The organism is Roseicella sp. DB1501 (genome assembly GCF_013112485.1).
Classification (GTDB): Bacteria; Pseudomonadota; Alphaproteobacteria; order Acetobacterales; family Acetobacteraceae; genus Paracraurococcus.
The window spans coordinates 346,726-366,515 of sequence record NZ_JABFHG010000002.1; the positions used below are offsets into that span (position 1 = coordinate 346,726).

Annotated in this window: 19 protein-coding genes; 12 read left to right on the plus strand and 7 right to left on the minus strand. The window is 70.9% G+C overall.

Annotated elements, in window-relative coordinates:
• Positions 1-115: 115 nt before the first annotated feature.
• The gene (locus HJG45_RS04965) at positions 116-1,171 is read right to left on the minus strand and encodes an amino acid ABC transporter substrate-binding protein (protein ID WP_171610976.1); all 1,056 of its coding nucleotides are present in this window, start codon (positions 1,169-1,171) and stop codon (positions 116-118) included.
• 103 nt (positions 1,172-1,274) lie between these two features.
• On the opposite strand from HJG45_RS04965, the gene HJG45_RS04970 reads away from it, so the two are divergent.
• The gene (locus tag HJG45_RS04970; protein WP_171610977.1) at positions 1,275-1,763 is read left to right on the plus strand and encodes a hypothetical protein; all 489 of its coding nucleotides are present in this window, start codon (positions 1,275-1,277) and stop codon (positions 1,761-1,763) included.
• A 10-nt stretch (positions 1,764-1,773) separates the two neighbouring features.
• Here HJG45_RS04970 and pdxY read toward each other — a convergent pair whose 3' ends face one another.
• Positions 1,774-2,622 carry a pyridoxal kinase PdxY gene (gene pdxY, locus HJG45_RS04975; RefSeq protein ID WP_171610978.1) on the minus strand — a complete coding sequence of 283 codons (849 nt, stop codon included), beginning with the start codon at positions 2,620-2,622 and terminating at the stop codon, positions 1,774-1,776.
• A gap of 194 nt (positions 2,623-2,816) precedes the next feature.
• On the opposite strand from pdxY, the gene HJG45_RS04980 reads away from it, so the two are divergent.
• From HJG45_RS04980 to HJG45_RS05015, 8 genes are all read left to right on the plus strand, one after another.
• Positions 2,817-4,133, plus strand: coding sequence for an ABC transporter substrate-binding protein (locus HJG45_RS04980; RefSeq protein WP_254452281.1), 1,317 nt, complete (start codon positions 2,817-2,819; stop codon positions 4,131-4,133).
• A gap of 53 nt (positions 4,134-4,186) precedes the next feature.
• Positions 4,187-5,122 (plus strand): branched-chain amino acid ABC transporter permease, encoded by a 936-nt coding sequence (locus tag HJG45_RS04985; protein ID WP_171610979.1) that lies wholly within the window; start codon positions 4,187-4,189, stop codon positions 5,120-5,122.
• Entirely contained in the window at positions 5,119-6,087 is a 969-nt protein-coding gene (locus tag HJG45_RS04990) for a branched-chain amino acid ABC transporter permease (RefSeq protein ID WP_171610980.1), read from the plus strand. The genes HJG45_RS04985 and HJG45_RS04990 overlap by 4 nt, the downstream gene beginning before the upstream one ends.
• Positions 6,084-6,848: an ABC transporter ATP-binding protein gene (locus HJG45_RS04995; protein ID WP_171610981.1), complete on the plus strand. Its 765-nt coding sequence runs from the start codon at positions 6,084-6,086 to the stop codon at positions 6,846-6,848. The genes HJG45_RS04990 and HJG45_RS04995 overlap by 4 nt, the downstream gene beginning before the upstream one ends.
• Positions 6,841-7,497 carry an ABC transporter ATP-binding protein gene (locus HJG45_RS05000; protein WP_171610982.1) on the plus strand — a complete coding sequence of 219 codons (657 nt, stop codon included), beginning with the start codon at positions 6,841-6,843 and terminating at the stop codon, positions 7,495-7,497. Before HJG45_RS04995 ends, HJG45_RS05000 begins: the two co-directional genes overlap by 8 nt.
• A gap of 42 nt (positions 7,498-7,539) precedes the next feature.
• Positions 7,540-8,526 (plus strand): hydroxyacid dehydrogenase, encoded by a 987-nt coding sequence (locus HJG45_RS05005; RefSeq protein ID WP_171610983.1) that lies wholly within the window; start codon positions 7,540-7,542, stop codon positions 8,524-8,526.
• Between the two features lie 7 nt (positions 8,527-8,533).
• Positions 8,534-9,139, plus strand: coding sequence for a glutathione S-transferase family protein (locus HJG45_RS05010; protein ID WP_254452282.1), 606 nt, complete (start codon positions 8,534-8,536; stop codon positions 9,137-9,139).
• 111 nt (positions 9,140-9,250) lie between these two features.
• Positions 9,251-10,576, plus strand: a complete 1,326-nt coding sequence (locus HJG45_RS05015; protein ID WP_171610984.1) for an LLM class flavin-dependent oxidoreductase — start codon at positions 9,251-9,253, stop codon at positions 10,574-10,576.
• 52 nt (positions 10,577-10,628) lie between these two features.
• On the opposite strand, the gene HJG45_RS05020 is transcribed toward HJG45_RS05015, so the two are convergent.
• Both HJG45_RS05020 and aqpZ read right to left on the minus strand, forming a co-directional pair.
• Positions 10,629-10,976, minus strand: a complete 348-nt coding sequence (locus HJG45_RS05020; RefSeq protein WP_171610985.1) for a PsiF family protein — start codon at positions 10,974-10,976, stop codon at positions 10,629-10,631.
• On the minus strand, positions 10,976-11,761 hold the full coding sequence (aqpZ, locus tag HJG45_RS05025) for an aquaporin Z (protein ID WP_171610986.1): 786 nt from the start codon (positions 11,759-11,761) through the stop codon (positions 10,976-10,978). Before aqpZ ends, HJG45_RS05020 begins: the two co-directional genes overlap by 1 nt.
• Before the next feature lie 467 nt (positions 11,762-12,228).
• Between aqpZ and HJG45_RS05030 the strand changes: the two genes are divergently transcribed.
• From HJG45_RS05030 to HJG45_RS05040, 3 genes are all read left to right on the plus strand, one after another.
• The gene (locus tag HJG45_RS05030) at positions 12,229-13,089 is read left to right on the plus strand and encodes a transglutaminase family protein (protein ID WP_171610987.1); all 861 of its coding nucleotides are present in this window, start codon (positions 12,229-12,231) and stop codon (positions 13,087-13,089) included.
• A gap of 33 nt (positions 13,090-13,122) precedes the next feature.
• Entirely contained in the window at positions 13,123-13,464 is a 342-nt protein-coding gene (locus tag HJG45_RS05035; protein WP_171610988.1) for a DOPA 4,5-dioxygenase family protein, read from the plus strand.
• A 66-nt stretch (positions 13,465-13,530) separates the two neighbouring features.
• A complete protein-coding gene (locus HJG45_RS05040; protein WP_254452283.1) occupies positions 13,531-15,423 on the plus strand; it encodes a potassium transporter Kup in 1,893 nt (630 codons plus the stop codon).
• Positions 15,424-15,469: 46 nt separating this feature from the next.
• On the opposite strand, the gene HJG45_RS05045 is transcribed toward HJG45_RS05040, so the two are convergent.
• From HJG45_RS05045 to HJG45_RS05055, 3 genes are read right to left on the minus strand one after another with little or no spacing between them, the layout of a single operon-like run.
• Positions 15,470-16,990, minus strand: a complete 1,521-nt coding sequence (locus HJG45_RS05045; RefSeq protein ID WP_171610989.1) for an efflux transporter outer membrane subunit — start codon at positions 16,988-16,990, stop codon at positions 15,470-15,472.
• Between the two features lie 37 nt (positions 16,991-17,027).
• Complete coding sequence (locus HJG45_RS05050) at positions 17,028-18,614, minus strand: DHA2 family efflux MFS transporter permease subunit (protein ID WP_171610990.1); 1,587 nt, start codon at positions 18,612-18,614, stop codon at positions 17,028-17,030.
• The gene (locus HJG45_RS05055; RefSeq protein WP_171610991.1) at positions 18,615-19,616 is read right to left on the minus strand and encodes an HlyD family secretion protein; all 1,002 of its coding nucleotides are present in this window, start codon (positions 19,614-19,616) and stop codon (positions 18,615-18,617) included.
• Positions 19,617-19,790: the final 174 nt, after the last annotated feature.

Genomic DNA, 19,790 nt, shown 5'->3' on the forward strand with positions numbered 1-19,790 from the left:
ATGCGCCACAACCTGCCGCGGCGGAGCCGCGGCAGGGCAACGGGAAGCGGCGGTTCTAACGGGCGCTTTCAGCACGTCCCGATCGGGTGCAATCACCTGATCGGGCGACGGTGCCCTACCGGATCGGCGGCGCGTACATCAGGCCGCCCTTGGTCCAGAGCGCGTTCAGACCGCGCTGCAGCTTGACCGGACTCGCCATGCCGAGGTTGCGTTCGAAGATCTCGCCGTAATTGCCGACCGCCTTGATGGCGTTCGCCGCCCAGCCCGGCTCCAGCCCCATCAGCGCGCCATGGTCGCCGGTGAGGCCGAGCAGCCGCCGCACCTCCGGATTGGCGCTGTTGCGCTCGGCCTCGACATTCGCCTGGGTGACGCCGAGCTCCTCCGCCGTCAGCAGGGCGAAGAAGGTCCAGCGGACGATGTCGAACCACTGGTCGTCGCCATGCCGCACCACCGGCGCATGCGGCTCCTTGCTGATGATCTCCGGCAGGATCACGTGCTCCTCCGGATTGGGAAAGCTGGCCCGCAGCCCGGCGAGCTGGCTGGCATCGGTCGAATAGGCGTCGCAGCGGCCGGCGAGGTAGCTGCGGCGCGCCTCGTCATTCTGCTCGAAGACCACTGGGCGGAAGTCCACATGGTTCAGCCGCGCCCAGTCGGTGAGGTTCAGCTCGTTGGTGCTGCCCGCGACGACGCAGATCGAGGCGCCCTGCAGGTCGGTCGCCTTGCCGACGCCGAGCGATTTCCGCAGCATGAAGCCCTGCCCGTCATAGAAGTTCACCGCCGTGAAGTTCAGCCCCGTGGCGGCGTCGCGGCCCTGGGTCCAGGTGGTGGTGCGGATCAGCACGTCCACCTGGCCGGATTGCAGGGCGGGTAGGCGGGCGCTGCTGGTCAGCGGCATCCACCGGATCTTCGCCGGGTCGCCGAGCACCGCGGCGGCCAACCCGCGGCAGAGATCGGTGTCGAGGCCGCGATACTCGCCGCGGCTGTCCGGCAGCGAGAAGCCGGCGGCGCCGGTCGAGGTGCCGCAGACCAGAACGCCGCGTTGCCGGACCGCCGCGAGGGTCGGGCCGGGGGCCTGCGGCTCCGCCGCCCAGGCGGCGGGAATCGCAGCCGGCATGAGGGCAGGCAGGGCGGCCAGGAACAGGGCGAGAGCGGCGGCGACGGAGTTCGGCATAGGGTCATTCCCGGTGGGGCGCGGCGATGATGCTGGCACCCGGCCGCCGGCCACAAGCCGGGCCGGGCTTGCAGCGACGCCCGCTCGGCCACACCTCCGCCGCATGCGACGCCTGTTGCCGGCCCTGTTGCTGCTGCTGCTCGGGGCGCCCGCCGCCCTCGCCCAGGCCCGCTTCTCGGTGCCTGAGGAGGCGCGGATGCGCGTCGTCACCCGCGCCCTCGGCTGGACGGTGCTGCGCGACATCGAGGCGCCGGCCGATGCGGCGGAGACGGCGATGATCCTCATCCGCGCCCAGCGCCCGGTGCCGGCGGCGGCCCGGCGCGGGCATCTCGCCCGCCTGCTCTCCGGGCTGCGTCCCTTCCACTTCGCCACCCTGCCGGGGGAGGGCCAGCTGAATCTGGCCGGCCTGCCCGGCACGGTGATCGAAGCCCCGGCCATCGGCGCGCCGAGCGGCGTGCCGGTCCGGGTGCGGGCGATCTGCCTCTATGCCCGGGACCGCAGCTGGCTGCTGGTCGCCTCGGCCCCGGCGACGCAATGGGCCGCGATGGAGCCCGAGCTCAGCCGCGTGATCGCGGGCTTCCGGCCGGGCTGAGCCGGCCGCGTCAGCAGGGCTCGGCTGGAAACAGCTGCCCCGGCGCGACGAACTCCTCCTGCGCCGCGACGGTGAGCAGCTCGCGCGAGCCCGCCGCGGCCGTGCGCCGCAGCAGGCCGTGGATCGAGGCCGCCGCCCGTTCCAGTGCGACGCGCGCGCTGCCCGAGCGCAGGCGGTGGAAGAGGAAAAGCGCGGCGATCGCATCGCCGGCGCCGTTGACCGAGATCGGCAGCAGCGGCGTGCGCAGGCGCCAGGCCTCGCCCCCCTCGGCCGCCAGCAGGTCGAGCGAATCCGGCGGCGTCTCGGCGGTGCCGAGCGAGGTGACGAGGACGCAGCGGGGTCCCCGCGCCTGCAGCGCCGCGACGGCGGCCTTCGCCGCGGCAAGCGTGGCGACCGGCCCGCCGGTCAGCCATTCCAGCTCAAACTGGTTGGGCGTCACGATATCGGCCAGAGCCAGGGCGCGGTCGCGGAAGAATTCGGGAATGCCCGGCCGGACGAAGACGCCGCGCCCGACGTCGCCGATCACCGGGTCGCAGCACCAGAGCGCGGCGGGATTGGCGGCCTTCACCCGCGCCACGGCGCCGAGGATCGCCTCCCCGGTCGCCGCATCGCCGACATAGCCGGTCAGCACCGCGTCGCAGCCGGGCAGCACGCCGCGCTCGGCGATGCCCTCGACGCAATCGCCGATCAGCGTCGCCGGCAGCACCTGGCCGCGCCAGGCGCCATAGCCGGTGTGGTTGGAGAATTGCACGGTGTGGATGGCCCAGACCTCGGCGCCGAGCCGCTGCAGCGGGAAGACCGCGCTGGCATTGCCGACATGGCCATAGGCCACCCAGGACTGGATGGAGAGGATGTTCACGCGCCGCAGCCTAGAGCAGATCGCGGACGGGTGTGAACGCCCCGGAGGCGTGAATCGGCGAAGGCAACGGGCCAGGGCGGATGCGGCCGCCTCGGCCGCGCCCGCGCGGCGCCCCCTTTGCAGGGCGCGCGCCGACAGGCATGGTACAGTCACGAACCGGACCGCAACCGGCCCTCCAGGGAGGACCCGCCTCGATGACCCTCGCCGTCAGCCGTCGCGCTGCCATGCTCGGCGCCGCCGCCACCTCTGGCAGCCTGCTCTTCGCCGGCGGCCAGGCCGGGGCGCAGCAGAAGCCCGCCGAGCTGCGTGTCGGCATCACCACCTTCCTCTCCGGCCCGGCCTCGGTCTTCGGCGTGCCGGCGCGGCAGGCGGCCGACCTGCTCTTCGAGGAGATCAACAAGGCGGGCGGCATCGCCGGCATCCCGGTGCGCGCCTTCTATGTCGATGAGGGGCCGGGGACCGACCACCTCGTCGGCGAGTACCGGCGGCTGGTGCAGAACGAGGGCGTGCATATCGTCTTCGCCTCCATCTCCTCCGGCTCCTGCCTCGCCTGCACGCCGCTCTCGGACGAGATGAAGAAGACCACGCTGCTCTGGGATTGCGGCACGCAGCGCATCTTCGAGGAAGGCCCGCACCCCTTCGCCTTCCGCACCCAGGGCTACGGCACGCCCGAGGTGCTGGCGCCGCTGCTCTACCTGCTGAAGCACAAGCCGGATTTCCGCAGCATCGCGGTCATCAACCAGGACTATGCCTGGGGCCGCGATTCCTGGGAGCTGTGGAAGGCCGGGATGGACGCGCTGAAGCCCGGCGTGCGGGTGCTGGCAGAGCTCTTCCCGCGCTTCAACAGCACCGATTTCAGCACCGAGATCACCCGCCTGCTGGCATTGCGCCCGGATGTCATCCTCTCCACCTCCTGGGGAGGGGAGCTGGTGACGCTGATCCGCCAGGCCAGCGAACGGAAGCTCTTCGACCGCTCGCTCTTCGTCCTGCCGGTGGCCGAGGCCTCGCTGCAGCAGCTCGGCAAGGCGATGCCGCAGGGCCATGTCATCGGCGCCCGCGGCGACCACTGGAACAACCATCCGAAGCCCAAGGACCCGGCGCGCTTCAAACGCTTCGTCGACACCTACCGGGCGAAGTACAACGAGTACCCGATCTATCCCTGTCACCATATGGCGCAGGCCATCGCCGCCATGCAGGCCGGCATCGCCCGCGCCGTCGCGGCCAAGTCCGGCGGCTGGCCGAACGACCAGGAGCTGGCGAACGCCTTCCGCGGCCTGACCTTCGACAGCCCGACCTCGGAGATCACGCTGCGCGAGGACGGCCAGGGGCTGGAGGACCAGATCGTCGGCCTCTCCAGCTTCACCGACCGCTTCGCCTTCGCCGTGCCGAAGGACATGGTGATCTTCCCCGCCGCGATGGTCTCCACCCCGGTCGGCCAGAAGAGCGTGCCCTGGCTGAAATCGCTGAAGACGGATGTCCTGGACCGGATGCCGGCGCCGATCGCGGGCTGAGCCGGGACGCCGGCGCCGCCTCCTCGTTTCTCTATCTCCTCTAGGTCTGCTGCATGGGCGCGTGGTTCTCGGAGAACGGGCTGCTGATCGGGCTGGCCCTGCTGGACGGCCTCGCCAATGCGGCGTTGATCTTCATGGTGGCGGTCGGGCTCAACCTCGTCTTCGGCGTGCTGCGCATCGTCAACGTCGCGCATGGCAGCCTGTTTGCCATCGGCGCCTATGCCGCCGCCTCGCTCGGCCTGTTCCTCGCCTCCCTCGGCCTGCCGCCGGCCCTCGGCTTCGCGGCACTGGTGGTGGCGGCGGCGCTGGTCGGCGGCATCCTCGGCCCGCTGATTGAGCGGCTGCTGCTGCGGCGGATCTACGACCAGGAGCAGGTGCTGCAGCTTCTCGTCACCTTCGCCCTCTTCATGATCCTCGAGGACGTGCAGAAGCTGGTCTGGGGCGTGCAGCCGATCCTGCAGGACGCGCCGATGAAGCTGCTGGGCACGGTGGAGGTGCCCTTCGGCGAGGACACGATCCCCTTCACCGCCTATCAGCTCTTCCTCCTGCCCGGCGTGGCGGTGGCGACGCTGGTCGGCCTCGCCTGGTTCCTGCGCCGGACGCTCACCGGGCGGGTCATCGTCGCCGTGACCACCGACAAGGAGGCGGCGATGGCCATGGGCATCGACGCGGCCAAGGTGACGCTGCTGACCTTCACCTGCGGCGCGGCGCTGGCCGCGCTCGGCGGGGCGCTCGCCTCGCCCACCACCTCGCTGGTGCCGGGCATCGGCGCACAGACCATCGTGCTCTCCTTCGCCGTGGTGGCGACGGCGGGGCTGGGGCAGATCGAGGGCGCGGCGATCTCGGCCCTGATGATCGGCCTCGGCCGCTCCATCGCCGTCTACCTGGCGCCGGAATTCGAGGTGGTGGTGCCCTATCTGATCATGGTCGCCGTGCTGCTGGTGCGGCCGCAGGGGCTGTTCGGCGTGCCGGAGACCCGGCGGGTATGAGCACCACCGTCACCGCGCCGGCGCGCCGCGTGGCGCCGATCGGCGAGGCGCTGCTCGCCCTGCTCGGCATCGCCGCCGTCATCCTCGCCGCCTGGGCCGTGCCCTGGCTGAAATTCGTGCTCACCGTCGCGCTCGCCAAGGGCATCGCGGTGCTCGGCATCCTGCTGCTGCTGCGCGCCGGGCAGGTGAGCTTCGGCCACAGCATGTTCCTCGCCATCGGCGCCTATACCGTCGCCTTCCTGGCGCCCGCCCTCCCCGAGGCGCTGCTGCTGCTGCCGCTCGGCGCCGCCATCGCCGGGCTGTTCGGCCTCGTCATCGGCCTCTTCGTCGTGCGCTACCGCGACATCTTCTTCGGCATGCTGAACCTCGCCCTCTCCATGGTGCTCTACAGCCTGCTGGAGAAGCTCTACGACCTGACCAAGGGCACCGACGGCATCCGCGTCTCCGGGCTCCGCTTCGCCGGCATGACGCCCGACCTGCCGACCCAGGAATGGGTGACGTTCGGCCTCGCCCTCGGCCTCGCCCTGCTGTTCGGACTGCTGGTGCGGGCCTATCTCGGCTCGCCCATGGGCCAGGCGCTGGCCGGCATCAAGACCCGCGAGACGCGGCTGGAATTCATGGGCGTCTCGGCCCGGCGGGTGCTGCTCTCGGCCTATGTCATGTCGGCCGCCATGGGCGGCATCGCCGGCACGCTGGTGGCGATGACCTCGCGGCATGTCACGCCGCAGCTCGCCTACTGGACCTCCTCGGGCGAGCTGGTCTTCATCGCCATCCTCGGCGGCGCCGGCAGCGCCCTCGGCCCCTTCCTCGGCGCCACCGCCTTCGAGCTGGTGCGGGTCTATGCCGCGGCGGCCGTGGCCGATGCCTGGCAGATGATCCTCGGCGCCGTGCTGCTGCTGGTCATCCTCTTCGCCCCGGGCGGCCTCTGGGGCATACTCGCCGGGCGGCTGGGGAGGCGCCGATGAGCGGCCAGCCCCTGCTCTCGGCCCGCGGCCTCCGCCTCGCCTTCGGCGGCGTGAAGGCGGCGGACGGCATCGACCTCGACGTGATGCCCGGCGAGTTCCTCGCCATCATCGGTCCGAACGGCGCCGGCAAGACCACCTTCATCAACATGACCACGGGCTATCTGAAGCCGCAGGGCGGCAGCATCGCCTATGACGGCGAGCCCATCCTCGGCCTCTCGCCGCGCGCCATCGTCAGGCGCGGCATCGGCCGCAGCTTCCAGCTGCCGCAGCTCTTCACCGAGCATACGGTGCTCGAGAACGCGGCCCTCGCCATCGCCGCGCGCTCCGGCCTCTGGTCGCCGCTCGTCCCGCTGCTGCGCCCGGCCTGGCGGGAGGAGGCGATGGCGGTGCTGGAGCGCTTCGGCCTCGCCCCCCTCGCCGAGGCGCGGGCGGATGCGCTGAACGAGGGCGCGCGGAAGCTCGCCGACATCGCCATGGCCGTCGCCCTGCAGCCGCGCCTGATCCTGATGGACGAGCCGACCAGCGGCGTCGCCGCGGCCGAGAAGATGGGCGTGGTCGAGACCCTGGTGCGGGTGCTGCGGGAGGCGAAGGTGACGGCGGTCTTCGTCGAGCACGACATGGAGGTGGTCGAGCGCTTCGCCGACCGCGTCGCCGTCTGGAACCAGGGCCGCATCGCTGCCCTCGGCCCGCCGCAGCAGGTGTTGAACGACCCGGCGGTGCAGCGCGACGTCATCGGCATCGAGCCCGCGCACCATGCTTGAGCTGCACGACGTCTCCGTCGATATCGTCGGCGTGCCGGTGCTGCGCGCGGTGCATCTCGTCGTGCCGCCGGGCGGCCGGGTGGCGCTGATCGGCCGCAACGGCGCCGGCAAGACCACCACGCTCCGCACCTTGATGGGCCTGCTGCCGGTCCGCGCCGGGCGGGTGGTGACGGATGGGCAGGACACCACCGGCGTGCCGCCGCACCACCGCGCCCGGCTCGGCATCGGCTATGCGCCGGAGGAGCGGCGGCTCTTCGGCAGCTTCTCGGTCCGCGAGAACATGCTGCTGCCGGCGCAGGTGCTCGGCCTCGCGCCGGCCGAGGTGGCGCGCCGGCTGGAGGCCGTCTTCGCCCTGCTGCCCGAGCTCAAGGACCTGGCCGGCCGGCGCGCCGCCGGTCTCTCGGGCGGCCAGGGCAAGATGGTGGCGCTCGGCCGGGCGCTGATGGTCGGCACGCGGGCGGTGTTGCTGGACGAGCCCTTCCAGGGCCTCGCCCCAGCCCTCGCCCTGCGCTACGCCGAGGCGCTGAAGCGGCTGCACCAGGCGCTGCCCGACGTCGCCATCCTGATCACCGAGAGCAATCCGGAGCTGCTGCGCCCGCTGGTCGAGCGGACCTTCGTCATCGAGCGCGGCGAGATCGCCGCCGGCTAGGCCCGCGCGCAGCCGCAACGCCACAGGGGGAAGCCACCCGTCATGCCGCATCGCATCCTGTTGTGCCGCACCCTGCATCCGGCCGGCATGGCCGTGCTGCAGGCGCGCTCCGATCTCGATCTCGTCGCGCTGCACGATCCGCCGGTGGAGCAGTTCCACCAGCACCTCTCCTCGGCCGATGCCGCGCTCTGCTGGCTGGAGCGCGTCGATCGCACGGCGCTGGCGGCGGCGCCGCGGCTGAAGGTGGTCTCGCGCTACGGCGTCGGCTTCGACACGGTCGATATCGCCGCCTGCACCGAGCGCGACATCCCGGTGATGGTGACGAACGGCGCCAACGACCTCTCGGTCGCCGAGCATGCGATGATGCTGATGCTCGCCGTGGCCCGGCGCGCCCTTGACCATGATCGCCATGTCCGCGGCGGCGGCTGGTGGGACGGGCCGGATCCCCGCATGGTCGATCTGGCCGGGCGCAGCGTGCTGGTCGTCGGCTATGGCCGCATCGGCAGCCGCGTGGCGAATTACTGCCGCGCCTTCCATATGCGGGTGCTGGTGATGGATCCCGGCTTCCATCCCGCCCGCATCGCCGCCGACGGCTTCGCCCCGGTCCGCGACCTGCATCAGGGCCTGGCGCAGGCGGATGTGGTGTCGCTGCACTGCCCGCTGACGCCGGAGACGCGACACCTGATGGACGAGGCGGCCTTCGCCGCGCTGAAGCCGGGCGCCATCCTGGTGAACACCGCGCGCGGCCCGATCGTCTCGCAACCCGCCCTGGTCGCGGCCTTGCAAGGCGGCCGCCTGCACGGCGCCGGGCTGGACGTGCTGGAAGTCGAGCCCTCCGACGCCGGCAACCCGCTCTACGCATTGCCCAATGTCGTGGTCAGCCCGCACAACGCCGCCAGCACCGAGGAGGGCCTGGCGCGCATGGCGCGGCAGGCGGCGCAGAACATCCTCGATGTGCTCGATGGCCGCCGCGATGCCGCCTTCATGGTCAATGCCGAACTCGCCCGCCCCCGAGATCTGCGCCGCTGAGGAGCCGATGATGAAGCTGTTCCATTCCGCCGCCTCGCCCTTCGTCCGCAAGGTGACGGTCTGCGCCGCCGAGCTCGGCATCGCGCTCGAACGGCTGCCGAGCGCCCCGCATCCGGTCAACCGCGACAAGACCATCATCCCTCTCAACCCGCTCGGCAAGGTGCCAACCCTGATCCTCGATGACGGCACGGCGCTCTTCGACAGCCGCGTCATCTGCGAGTATCTCGATGCGCAGGCCGGAGCCCGCCTCTTCCCGGCGCCGGGCCCGGCGCGCTGGCGGGCGCTGACCGAGCAGAGCCTCGGCGACGGCATCCTCGATGCCGGCATCCTGCTGCGATACGAGGGTGTGGTGCGGCCGGCGGAGAAGCAATCCGAGGAGTGGCGCGCTGGCCAGATGGACAAGATCCTCTGCGGCCTGGCGGAGCTCGAGACGCGCGCCGCCGGCTTCGGCGAGCGGGTCGATATCGGCACCATCACCATCGGCTGCACGCTGGGCTGGCTTGATTTCCGCTTCGGGGAGATCGGCTGGCGGAGCGGCCGGCCGCAGCTCGCCGCCTGGTTCGAACGCTTCGCGCAGCGGCCATCCATGGCCGGCTCGCAGCCCGCCGCCTGAGGCGGACCCCGCCCCGCTGCATCCGGCCCGGGCATGGGCGGTATTCGCTGCGGGAGTTGCTCCCGCGGCGCATCGCTGCGCTAGGCTCGCCGCAACCGGCGGAGAGCCCGTATGCCCGCGAAGCAGCTGCATCTCGGCGCCTTCATGCGCCCGATCTCGATCCATACCGGCGCCTGGCGCTACCCAGGTGCCTGGCCGGATGCCAACTTCAACCTGAACGCGTATGTCCGGCTGATCCGCAAGCTGGAGGAGGGCCGCTTCGACGCCTTCTTCATGGCCGACCACATGGCGGTGCTGAACATGCCGCCCGAGGCGCTGCGGCGCAGCCACACCATCACCTCCTTCGAGCCGCTGACCCTGCTCTCGGCGCTGGCGATGGTGACGGAGCGGATCGGCCTGATCGCCACCGCCAGCACGACCTACAACGATCCCTATCACGTCGCCCGGAAATTCGCCTCGCTCGACCATATCAGCGGCGGCCGGGCCGGCTGGAACCTGGTCACCACGGCCAATCCCGATGCCGCGCTGAATTTCGGTCATGACGCGCATATGGCGCATGGCGAACGCTACAAGCGGGCGCGGGAATTCTACGACGTCGTCACCGGCCTCTGGGACAGCTTCGCCGACGACGCCTTCATCCGCGATGTCGAGAGCGGCATCTTCTTCGACCCGGCGCGCATGCACGTCCTCGACCACAAGGGGCCGGAGCTCTCGGTGCGCGGCCCGCTCAACATCGCCCGCCCCGTGCAGGGCTGGCCGGTCATCGTGCAGGCCGGCGCCTCGGAGGCGGGACGGCAGATCGCGGCGGAGACCGCCGAGGCGGTCTTCGGCGCCTCCGGCACCATCGAGGAGGCGCGCGCCTTCTATGCGGATGTGAAGACCCGCATGGACCGGCTCGGCCGCAACCGCGACCACCTGAAGATCCTGCCCGGCTGCTTCGTCGTCATCGGCAACAGCCTCGAGGAGGCGCAGGCGAAGCGGGCGCGGCTCGACGGCCTCGTGCATGCCGAGAGCGCCCTGGCCTCGCTCTCCGTCGCCCTCGGCGTGGATGCCTCCCGCTTCGATCCGGATGCGCCGCTGCCGGAGATCCCCGAGACCAACCAGAGCAAGAGCGGGCGCGAGCGGGCCATCGCCCTGGCGCGACGCGAGGGGCTGACGGTGCGCCAGCTCGCGCAGCGCCTCGGCGGCTATGGCGGGCTCGCCATGCTGGGCACGCCAGCGATGATCGCCGACCAGATGCAGCACTGGCTGGAAAGCGAGGCCTGCGACGGCTTCAACGTGATGTTCCCCTTCCTGCCGGCGGGGCTGGAGGAGTTCGTCGATCACGTGGTGCCGGAATTGCAGCGGCGCGGGCTGTTCCGCCGCGCCTATGAAGGCCGGACGCTGCGCGAGCATCTCGGCCTGCCGCGGCCGGAAAACCGCTTCTTCCCGGCCTGATGGGAAGGGCGGTGGTCGCCCGGCGACCGCCCGCCCCGGCCTGTCTGGGAGCCTAGTTCTTCCCGGTCGCGGTGTTGCCGCTGAGGCAGCTGCTCATGAAGCGCTGCCGCGTGTCGCCGCTCAGCTTGCGGGTCGCCGCTTCGGCATTGCAGCTCTTCATCCGCTGCTGCTGCGCGGTGAGCGGCGCCTGCGCCGGGGCGGCGGCCGTGCGCCCGGCCAGGCAGTCGCGCATGAAGCCCTGGCGCTCGTCGCCGGCAAGGCTCTTCGTGCCGGCTTCGGCGTTGCAGCTCTTCATCCGCTCCTGCTGCGCCGTGAGTGGCGCCTGGCCGCTCTGCGCCCAGGCCGGCGCCGCGACGGCGGCCGCCAGGATGACGAGCGCCGGGAGGAAGGCGCGGGTCATCAGCGCGGTTCCCGCGCGGTTGCCGGCGCCAGCGCCTCGGGCGTCGCGCTGCGCGCGCTCGCCTCGGCCGCGGCGCGGTCGAGGACGTCCACCGGGCCCTCGGTGCTCAGCCAGCGATGCACGACGCCCGCGACCACGGCCCCGATGATCGGCGCGACCCAGAACATCCAGAGCTGCTGCAGCGCGACGCCGCCGACCACCAGGGCCGGGCCGGTGCTGCGCGCAGGGTTCACGCTGGTATTGGTCACCGGGATGCTGATGAGGTGGATCAGCGTCAGGCAGAGGCCGATCGCGATCGGCGCGAAGCCCTTGGGCGCCCGCTCCGAGGTGCTGCCGAGGATGACCATCAGGAAGAAGAAGGTCATCACCACCTCGGTGACGAAGCCGGCGCCAAAGGCGTACTTGCCCGGCGAGGCCTCGCCGAAGCCGTTGGTCGCCAAGCCCTTCACCGCGATGTCCCAGCCGGGCTGGCCGGATGCGATGGTGTAGAGCAGGAAGGCGCCGATCGAGGCGCCGACGAGCTGGGCGACGATGTAGGGCACCGCTTCGCTCGCCTTGAAGCGGCCAGAGGCGACGAGGCCGCAGGTGACGGCGGGGTTCAGATGACAGCCGGAGATGTGGCCGATGGCGAAGGCCATCGTCAGGACGGTCAGGCCGAAGGCGAGCGAGACGCCGACGAGGCCGATGCCGACCTGGGGAAAGGTGGCGGCGAGGACGGCGCTACCGCAACCACCGAGCACAAGCCAGAGCGTCCCGAAGAATTCTGCCGCGAGTTTGCGTGACACCAACCGAGCCCTCCACGAGGGGTAGCCCCTCTGGAACCCCTTCGCCGGGCGGAAGTGTAAACCGGGTTGCGTTCCTGGATCGACCTTCGCGGGAATGTGTCGGACGTCTCGATCCGATGCAGGAAATCACAGCTTGGCTTGAAGCTTTTGGTTGTTTTTTCCGGAATGACTATGCCGCATGTGGATAAAGCTGGACGATACTGTCCTGATTGCTTGCTTTTCTGCGGCGTCTCGCTAGACACGCGCATCCTCCACGCCCTGCCGGGCCGTCCACGGAGCCAGTGCTGAACCGAAGCAAGTCGTTGCGGGACGCAAACGCCCGGTATGCGACGTTGCAGGATGGCACAGCCGAGCAAAGCGTCCTTCCCGCGGGATAGCCGCCGGCTCAGGCCCCATGGCCGGAAACCACGATCGTGAACCGGCGTTGTGCGGGCCCTTTTGGCACCAACCGTTCCGGATCATTCGCGATGCACATTCGTACCGGCTACACCTTGTCCTTCCTCACCTACGGCCCGACGCCGATGAACCTGCTGCTGAGCGTCCGGCCGGAGCGGAGGGGGGATCTGCGCAGCTCGGATGCCATCGCGGTCACGCCCTCCGTGCCGATGACGCAGCATGTCGATGCCTTCGGCAACACCGTCACGCGTCTGGTCGCGCCCGGCGGCCCGCTGACGCTCTCCGCCGATTTCCTTATCGAGGATAGCGGCCTGCCCGACGATTTCGAGCCCGGCGCTCAACAGGTCGCGCCGGAGCACCTGCCGAACGAGGTGCTGCCCTTCCTGCTCGGCTCCCGCTATTGCGACACCGACAAGCTCTCGCAGATCGCCTGGAACCTGTTCGGCGGCACGCTGGAAGGCTGGTCGCGGGTCCAGGCCATCGTCGATTTCGTGCATCAGCGCCTGCGCTTCGACTACCAGCTCGCGGATGCCACGCGCTCGGCCTCGGAGGGCTATTGGCAACAGGTCGGCGTCTGCCGGGACTTCGCGCATCTGGCGATCGCGCTCTGCCGCTGCATGAATATCCCAGCGCGCTACGCCACCGGCTATCTCGGCGATATCGGCGTGCCGAAGGATCCGGCGCCGATGGATTTCTCCGCCTGGTTCGAGGTCTATCTGCAGGGTCCCCAGGGGGGCCGCTGGTACACCTTCGATGCGCGGCACAACAAGCGCCGCATCGGCCGCATCGTCATGGCGCGCGGCCGCGACGCCACCGATTGCGCCCTGACCACGAGCTTCGGCACGGCGATCCTCACTCGCTTCGAGGTCCATACCGACGAGGTGATCGGCGGCTTCGCCAATGATGCGGGGAGGACCGCGATCGCCGCCTGAGGCCAGGCGGCCGCGGGCAGGGAGGCGCGCACCATGCAGCAGCCTATCACTGGTTGGCACGCCCATATCTACTACGACCCTGCCGCGAGCCGGCCGGCCGCGGAAGCGGTCCGCGAGGCGATCGCCCGGGACTTCCCCGAGGCGATCCTGGGGCGCTGGCACGATGTCCCTGTCGGGCCGCATAGCGCGGCGATGTACCAGGTCGCCTTCCCGCCCGCGCTCTTTGCCACGCTGGTGCCCTGGCTCGCCCTGAACCGGCGGGACCTGTCGGTGCTGGTGCATCCGGAGACGGGGCGGCAGCGCGCCGATCATGTCCGGCACGCGCTCTGGCTCGGCGCGCCGCTGCCCCTCAAGGCCGAACTGCTGCCCGAATAGCGCCGGCCCCAGTAACTTTGCCGCCCCTCGCCGCGTTGCCGCTGCCGCACCGCGGAGCCCAGGCGCATGGCGCGCAGCACGACCGGCCACCCCTCCCCCACGCAAGCCGCCCATCCCGCGATGCGCGCGATGCTGCTCGGCGCGCTCGGCGTCGTCTTCGGCGATATCGGCACCAGCCCGATCTACGCCTTCCGCGAGAGCCTGCGGACCGCCACCGGCCAGGGCATCCCGGCGGATGAGGCGATCCTCGGCACCGTCTCGCTGATCCTCTGGTCGGTCACGCTCGTCGTCGCGGTGAAATACGTCGTCTTCGTCATGCGCGCCGACAATGATGGCGAGGGCGGGACCATGGCGCTGCTCTCCCTCGCCCTACCCGCCGCCGGCCGGTTCAGGCCCATCCTGCTCCCCATCGGCCTCGCCGGCGCCGCGCTCTTCTTCGGCGATGCGATGATCACGCCGGCCATCTCCGTCCTCTCGGCGGTCGAGGGCGCCGCCGTCGCCGCGCCGGCGCTGCAGCCCTATGTCGTGCCCTCCGCCCTCGCGGTGCTGGCGGCGCTCTTCCTCATCCAGTCGCGGGGCAGCGGCGGGGTCGGCCGCCTGTTCGGCCCGATCATGGCCGCCTGGTTCCTGACCCTGGCCGGCACCGGGCTCTGGCATGTGCTGGACCATCCCGGCATCCTGGCGGCGATCGACCCGCGGCACGCCCTGCGGGTGGTCGGCACGGGCGGCGGCTTCGCCGCGCTCGGCAGCGTCTTCCTCGCCGTCACGGGCGGCGAGGCGCTCTATGCCGATATGGGCCATTTCGGCCGGCCGGCGATCCGCCTCGACTGGTTCTCCATCGTGATGCCGGCGCTGGTGCTGAACTATCTCGGCCAGGGCGCCCTCGCCTTGACGGATCCGGACAGCCTCGCCGACCCCTTCTTCCATCTCTTCCCCGCCTTCCTGCTCTTCCCGGCGGTCGGCCTGGCGACGGCGGCAACCGTCATCGCCAGCCAGGCGGTGATCTCCGGCGCCTTCGCCCTCGTGCAGCAGGCCATCCAGCTCGGCGTCCTGCCGCGGCTCGAGGTCCGGCAGACCTCGGAGGAGTCCGCGGGCCAGGTTTATGTCCCGCAGATCAACTGGCTGCTCGCCCTCGCCGTCTTCGGCCTGGTGCTCGGCTTCCGCAGCTCGGAGGCGCTGGCCAATGCCTATGGCATCGCCGTCGCGGGCGACATGCTGGTGACAACGATCCTGGTCGCGCTCGTCGCGCATGCCCGCTGGGGCTTCAGGCTGGCCTGGGTGCTGCCGGTGGCTGGGCTGTTCTTCGCGCTCGATCTCGGCTTCGTCGCGGCGAACCTGCACAAGATCCCGGATGGCGGCTGGTTTCCGCTCGTCACCGCGGCGATCGCGCTCACGCTGCTGCTGACCTGGATCCGCGGCCGGGCCATCCTGCTCGAGCACCGGGATGAGGATACGGCGGAGCTGCCGCGCTTCCTCGAGGGGCTGGCCAGTGCCGGCGCGGTGGCCCGGGTGCCCGGCACCGCCATCTATCTCACCACGCGGCAGGGCCTGGTCCCCGGCGCCCTAGCCCTCAACCTCAAGCATAACGGCGTGCTGCACGAGCGCATCGTGCTGCTGACCGTGAAAGGGGAGCGTGTTCCCCGCATTCCTGATGCGGAGCGCCTTCAGATCGAGCCGCTGGGCCATGGCTTCTGCCGCGTGCTGCTGCGCTTCGGCTTCGCCGAGCGGCCCAGCGTGCTGCCGGCGCTGGAACAGTGCCGGGAAGCGCTCGGCTTCGATCCCGCCACTGCCTCCTGGTTCCTCGGCCGCGAGGTGCCGGTGCCCTCCATGCGCCCCGACCTGCCGGCCTGGCAGGAAAGGCTCTTCGCCTTCCTGACGCGGAACGCCGTCGGCGCCACGGATTATTTCGGCATTCCGGTCTCGCGCGTGGTCGAGCTCGGCACGCGGGTCGAGATGTAGCGCCGCAGCACCCCGCTCAGGCGCGTTCTCCTTCGGGCGTTCTCCCTCAGGCGCCGCCGGCCGGTGGCGCCGGCACCGGCTCCCAGCCGCCGCCGAGCGCCTTGTAGACCGCGACGAGATCGGTCGAGACCGCGGCGGAGCTCTCGGCTACCGCCAGCTCGGCCGACAGGCGCGTGCGGTCGGCATCGAGCACCTCGAGGAAGGTGCCGAGGCCGGCAGTGAAGCGCGTGCGGGCCAAGTTCGAGGCGCGCCGCGCCGCGACGACCTGGCGGCGCAGCCCGTCCCGCCGCCCCTGGTCGCCGTAATAGGCCGCCAGGGCGTTCTCCACCTCGTGCAAGGCATCGAGGACGGTGCGGCGCCAGGCGATGGCGGCGGTGCGCTGCCGCGCCTCCTCCAGCCGGATCTGCGCCCGCAGCCGCCCGCCCTCGAAGAGCGGGATGATGAGCGCCGGGCCGATGGAGAAGAAGCGACTCGCCGTCTCGAAGAGGTTGACCGTGTTGCCCGATTGCAGGCCGATCGAACCGTTGATGCGCAGGGTCGGATAGAGCTGCGCCGTGGCCACGCCGATGCGCGCCGTCTGCGCCGCCAGGGCAGCCTCGGCGGCGGCCACGTCCGGGCGGCGGCGGATGGTCTCAAGTGGCAGGCCGATGGCGACCGCGGGCGGCACGGGCGGGATCGCCTCCGGGGTCGACAGCCGATCGCGCAGCGTGCCCGGCTCCTGCCCGAGCAGCCGGCTCAGCCGATTCATCGCCTGCGTCACCTGAGTGTCGAATTGCGGCAAGGTCGATTCCGTGCTGGCGACCAGCGCATCGGCATTGGCGACGTCCACCTCGGTGGCGAAGCCCGCCGTGTAGCGCGACCGCGTCAGTTGCGCGTTGTCCCGCTGCAGTCCGAGGCTTCGCCGCGCGATCTGCTGCCGCGCCTGCAGGCCGCGCAATTCGAGATAGGCCCGCGCCGCCTCCGCGCGCAGCGACAACCGCGCATTGTCGAGCTGCCGCTCGGCCGAGCGGATATCGGCCTCGGCCGCCTCCACCCCCCGCCGGGTCCGGCCGAAGAGGTCGAGCTCCCAGGCCGCGTCGAAGCCCGCCTGGTAGATGGTGAAGCTGGGCTTCGGGCCGGTCGAGAGCGGCAGGCCGGCGGCGGCGTTGGGCTGCGCCGCGGTCGCCGAAGCGGCGCCGCCGGCGATGGCCGCGAAGGGGCTGTTCTCGCTGATCCGCAGCCGCGTGTCGGAGGCCTGGGCGTCGAGGGTCGGCCAGAAGCCGGCATAGGCGACGCGGCGCTGCTCGCGCGTCTCGGCGATGCGCGAGGTGGCCTCCTCGAGATCGGGATTGCCCTGCTCAACCGAGGTGACGAGCCAGGTCAGCGTCGGATCGTGGAAGCTCTGCCACCAGGCGGCATCGATCTCGCGCGCCTCCGCACGGCTGCGGGCATAGGCGGGGGGCGAGAGGCTCGCCGGCGTCCATCCGACCGGAACCTGCGGCGAGGGGCTGACGAAATCCGGCCCTACATTGCAGCCGGCCAGCAGGAGAGCGGCGGCCGGAACGATCCCGCCCGCCAGCCTGCGCATCCTCTCCCCCGCCGTCCACACCCCGCGCCGCGTTACGCTATCCATGGCCACCTGACTTGGCTCCCTTCGGCAGGTCGCGCATCAGGAAGACCAGCGGCCAGAGCACCAGCACCGCCACGCCGAGCAGCCAGAACGCGTCCATATAGCTGAGCACCTGCGCCTGTGCCTGCACCTGGGCGGCCAGTTGCGCAAGAGCCACCTGGGAGGCCTCCCAGGCCCCGAGACCGGCGCCGCGCAGCGCCTGCTCGGTCTGCCGAAGCTGCTCGGTCCAGAGCGGGTTCGTCTCGGTCGCTGATTCGACGAGGCGATTCTGGTGGAATTGGGCGCCATGCACCACCACAGCATTCATCACCGAGATGCCGACCGAGGCGCCGAGATTTCGCATCAGATTGATCAGCGCGCTGGCATCGTTGGTCTTGTCGGGGGGCAGCCCGACATAGGCTGCCGTGGTGATGGGCACGAAAAGGAAGGGCAGCGCCACCACCTGCAGCACGCGCAGGGTCGATACATGCCAGAAGGACATGCCGAGATCGATCCGCGTCGCATGCAGCAGCGCCGCCCCCGACCAGAGGAGCGCGACGAGGATCATCCAGCGCGGCTGCACCAGCGTCGTCAGCTTCCCGGCGATCGGCATGACGAAGATGGTGCCGATCCCGCCGATGGCGAGCGTCAGCCCGGCCGTGGTGGCGTCGTAGCCCATCAGCTCCTGCGTCAGCTGCGGCAGGAGCTGCGTGGTGCTGAAGAGCGTGAAGGCGACCAGGAACATGATCAGGCTGGCCGCGAGGAAGGAGCGGTAGCCGAAGAGCCGCACATCCACCGCCGGCCGCGCCTGCCGGCGCTCCCAGGGGATCAGGACCACGAAGCTCGCCACGCAGGCGACGGTCAGCCAGGTCACCAGCGGCGACCAGAAGCCGTCATCGATCACGGCGCGGTCCAGCACGATCTGCAGGCTGCCGAGGGCGAGCGCGGCGAGGCCGAAGCCGACCCAGTCGATGCCGCCGCCCGCCGCCAGGAAGCGCCGCCGATCCTCCTGCACCGCGGGCGGCTCCTGCACGAAGATGGAGACGAGGAGGAGCGACAGGGCGCCGACCGGCAGGTTGATCAGGAAGATCCAGTGCCAGGAGAAATTATCGGTGATCCAGCCGCCGAGCGCGGGCCCGATCGCCGGGGCGGTGACCACCGTCAGCCCGTAGAGCGCGAAGGCCTGGCCGCGCTTCTCCGGCGGGAAGGTGTCGGCGAGGATCGATTGCTCGACCGGCGCCAGGCCGCCGCCACCGATCCCCTGGATGGCGCGGCAGACCAGCAGCATCCCGAGGTTGGGCGACAGCGCGCAGCCGAGCGAGGCGAGGGTGAAGAGCGTCACGCATCCCATGTAGAAGCGCTTGCGGCCGAGCGCCGTGGCCAGATAGCCGGAGACCGGCAGGACGATGGCATTGGTGACCAGGTAGGTGGTCAGGATCCAGGTGCTCTCATCCTGGCTGGCCCCGACGCCGCCGGCCATGTGGCGCAGCGCGACATTGGCGATGGTGGTGTCGAGCACCTCCATGAAGGTGGCGATCGAGACGATGGAGGCGATGAGCCAGGGCGAGCGGCCCCCGGCGGCCGAGCGCGCCAGCCCGGCCATCTAGTCGCTGATCCTGACGCGCGGCACCACGGAGAGGCCCGGCGAGAGCGGCATGCTCTTCGCCCGGTCGTCCTCGATCACGATCTTGACCGGGACGCGCTGCGTCACCTTCACGTAGTTGCCCGTGGCGTTCTGCGGCGGCAGCACCGAGAAGCGGGCGCCGGTGCCGGACTGGATGCTGTCGATGCGCGCATTGAGGACCGGCTGCGGATAGGCATCGACCCTTACCTGCACGGATTGCCCGGGACGGATGCGCCGCAGCTGCGTCTCCTTGAAATTCGCTGTTACCCAGACGTCACGCTCGACGATCGAGAGCAGCGCCTGTCCCGGCGTCACGTAATTGCCAGCCTCAACGCCGCGATTGGCGATGCGGCCGGCGACCGGCGCGGTGATGCGGGTATAGGAGAGTTGCAGCTGCGCATTGGCGAGGGCGGCTTCCGCCTCGCGCAGCGCGGCCTCGGCGGCGCGGCGCTGCGCCTCGGCCGCCGCCGCCTGGGCTTCCGCCGCACTCACCTCCTGCTTCGCCGCCTCGACCCGGGCGCGGGCGCTCCGGGCGGAGGCTTCGGCGTCATCCGTCTGCTGCCGGGTGACGGCGCGCGGATCGACGCTGCGGAAGCGCCGGAGCGTCGTTTCGGTATTTTCCTGATCGGCCTCGGCGATGACCTGATTGGCGCGCGCCTGACCGATCGCCGCCCGGCGCACCGCCACCTGCGCCTCGGCCTCGGCGATCTGCGCCGCTGCGCTACCGCGCCGCGCCTCCGCATTGGCGAGGGCCACCTCGAAATTGCGCGGGTCAATCTGTACCAGCAGCGCGCCGGCCTCGACCTGCTGGTTGTCGTCCACCAGCAGCCGGGCCACGGGACCCGAGATCTGCGGCGCCACGCGCGTCACATGCGCTTCGAGGAAGGCGTCGTCGGTCGATTCCCAGTGGCTGGCCTGCCACCACCAATAGGCGCCGCCGGCGAGGACCAGGATTGCCGCGAGAAGCCCGGCCGCGATCATCAGGCGCCGGCGGCGCGGCGAGGCCGGTTTGTCCTCGCCCCCCTCTTCCTTCGCCGAGCCCTCTTTCGGCGGTGCCCGATCGGATGCGGGAGGCTGTGCATTCGCTCGCGATGTCTCGTCGCGACGGCTCTCGACGTCTCGGTCCAGCGATCTCGGCAGCGCGTCATCCATGCT

What these genes read in the sequence shown, in the direction of transcription:
- HJG45_RS04965 (WP_171610976.1), bottom strand. Translation starts at nt 1,171, where the DNA reads ATGCCGAACTCCGTCGCCGCCGCTCTCGCCCTGTTCCTGGCCGCCCTG.
- HJG45_RS04970 (WP_171610977.1), top strand. Translation starts at nt 1,275, where the DNA reads ATGCGACGCCTGTTGCCGGCCCTGTTGCTGCTGCTGCTCGGGGCGCCC.
- HJG45_RS04980 (WP_254452281.1), top strand. Translation starts at nt 2,817, where the DNA reads ATGACCCTCGCCGTCAGCCGTCGCGCTGCCATGCTCGGCGCCGCCGCC.
- HJG45_RS04985 (WP_171610979.1), top strand. Translation starts at nt 4,187, where the DNA reads ATGGGCGCGTGGTTCTCGGAGAACGGGCTGCTGATCGGGCTGGCCCTG.
- HJG45_RS04990 (WP_171610980.1), top strand. Translation starts at nt 5,119, where the DNA reads ATGAGCACCACCGTCACCGCGCCGGCGCGCCGCGTGGCGCCGATCGGC.
- HJG45_RS04995 (WP_171610981.1), top strand. Translation starts at nt 6,084, where the DNA reads ATGAGCGGCCAGCCCCTGCTCTCGGCCCGCGGCCTCCGCCTCGCCTTC.
- HJG45_RS05000 (WP_171610982.1), top strand. Translation starts at nt 6,841, where the DNA reads ATGCTTGAGCTGCACGACGTCTCCGTCGATATCGTCGGCGTGCCGGTG.
- HJG45_RS05005 (WP_171610983.1), top strand. Translation starts at nt 7,540, where the DNA reads ATGCCGCATCGCATCCTGTTGTGCCGCACCCTGCATCCGGCCGGCATG.
- HJG45_RS05010 (WP_254452282.1), top strand. Translation starts at nt 8,534, where the DNA reads ATGATGAAGCTGTTCCATTCCGCCGCCTCGCCCTTCGTCCGCAAGGTG.
- HJG45_RS05015 (WP_171610984.1), top strand. Translation starts at nt 9,251, where the DNA reads ATGCCCGCGAAGCAGCTGCATCTCGGCGCCTTCATGCGCCCGATCTCG.
- HJG45_RS05020 (WP_171610985.1), bottom strand. Translation starts at nt 10,976, where the DNA reads ATGACCCGCGCCTTCCTCCCGGCGCTCGTCATCCTGGCGGCCGCCGTC.
- HJG45_RS05030 (WP_171610987.1), top strand. Translation starts at nt 12,229, where the DNA reads ATGCACATTCGTACCGGCTACACCTTGTCCTTCCTCACCTACGGCCCG.
- HJG45_RS05035 (WP_171610988.1), top strand. Translation starts at nt 13,123, where the DNA reads ATGCAGCAGCCTATCACTGGTTGGCACGCCCATATCTACTACGACCCT.
- HJG45_RS05040 (WP_254452283.1), top strand. Translation starts at nt 13,531, where the DNA reads ATGGCGCGCAGCACGACCGGCCACCCCTCCCCCACGCAAGCCGCCCAT.
- HJG45_RS05045 (WP_171610989.1), bottom strand. Translation starts at nt 16,990, where the DNA reads ATGCGCAGGCTGGCGGGCGGGATCGTTCCGGCCGCCGCTCTCCTGCTG.
- HJG45_RS05050 (WP_171610990.1), bottom strand. Translation starts at nt 18,614, where the DNA reads ATGGCCGGGCTGGCGCGCTCGGCCGCCGGGGGCCGCTCGCCCTGGCTC.
- HJG45_RS05055 (WP_171610991.1), bottom strand. Translation starts at nt 19,616, where the DNA reads ATGATCGCGGCCGGGCTTCTCGCGGCAATCCTGGTCCTCGCCGGCGGC.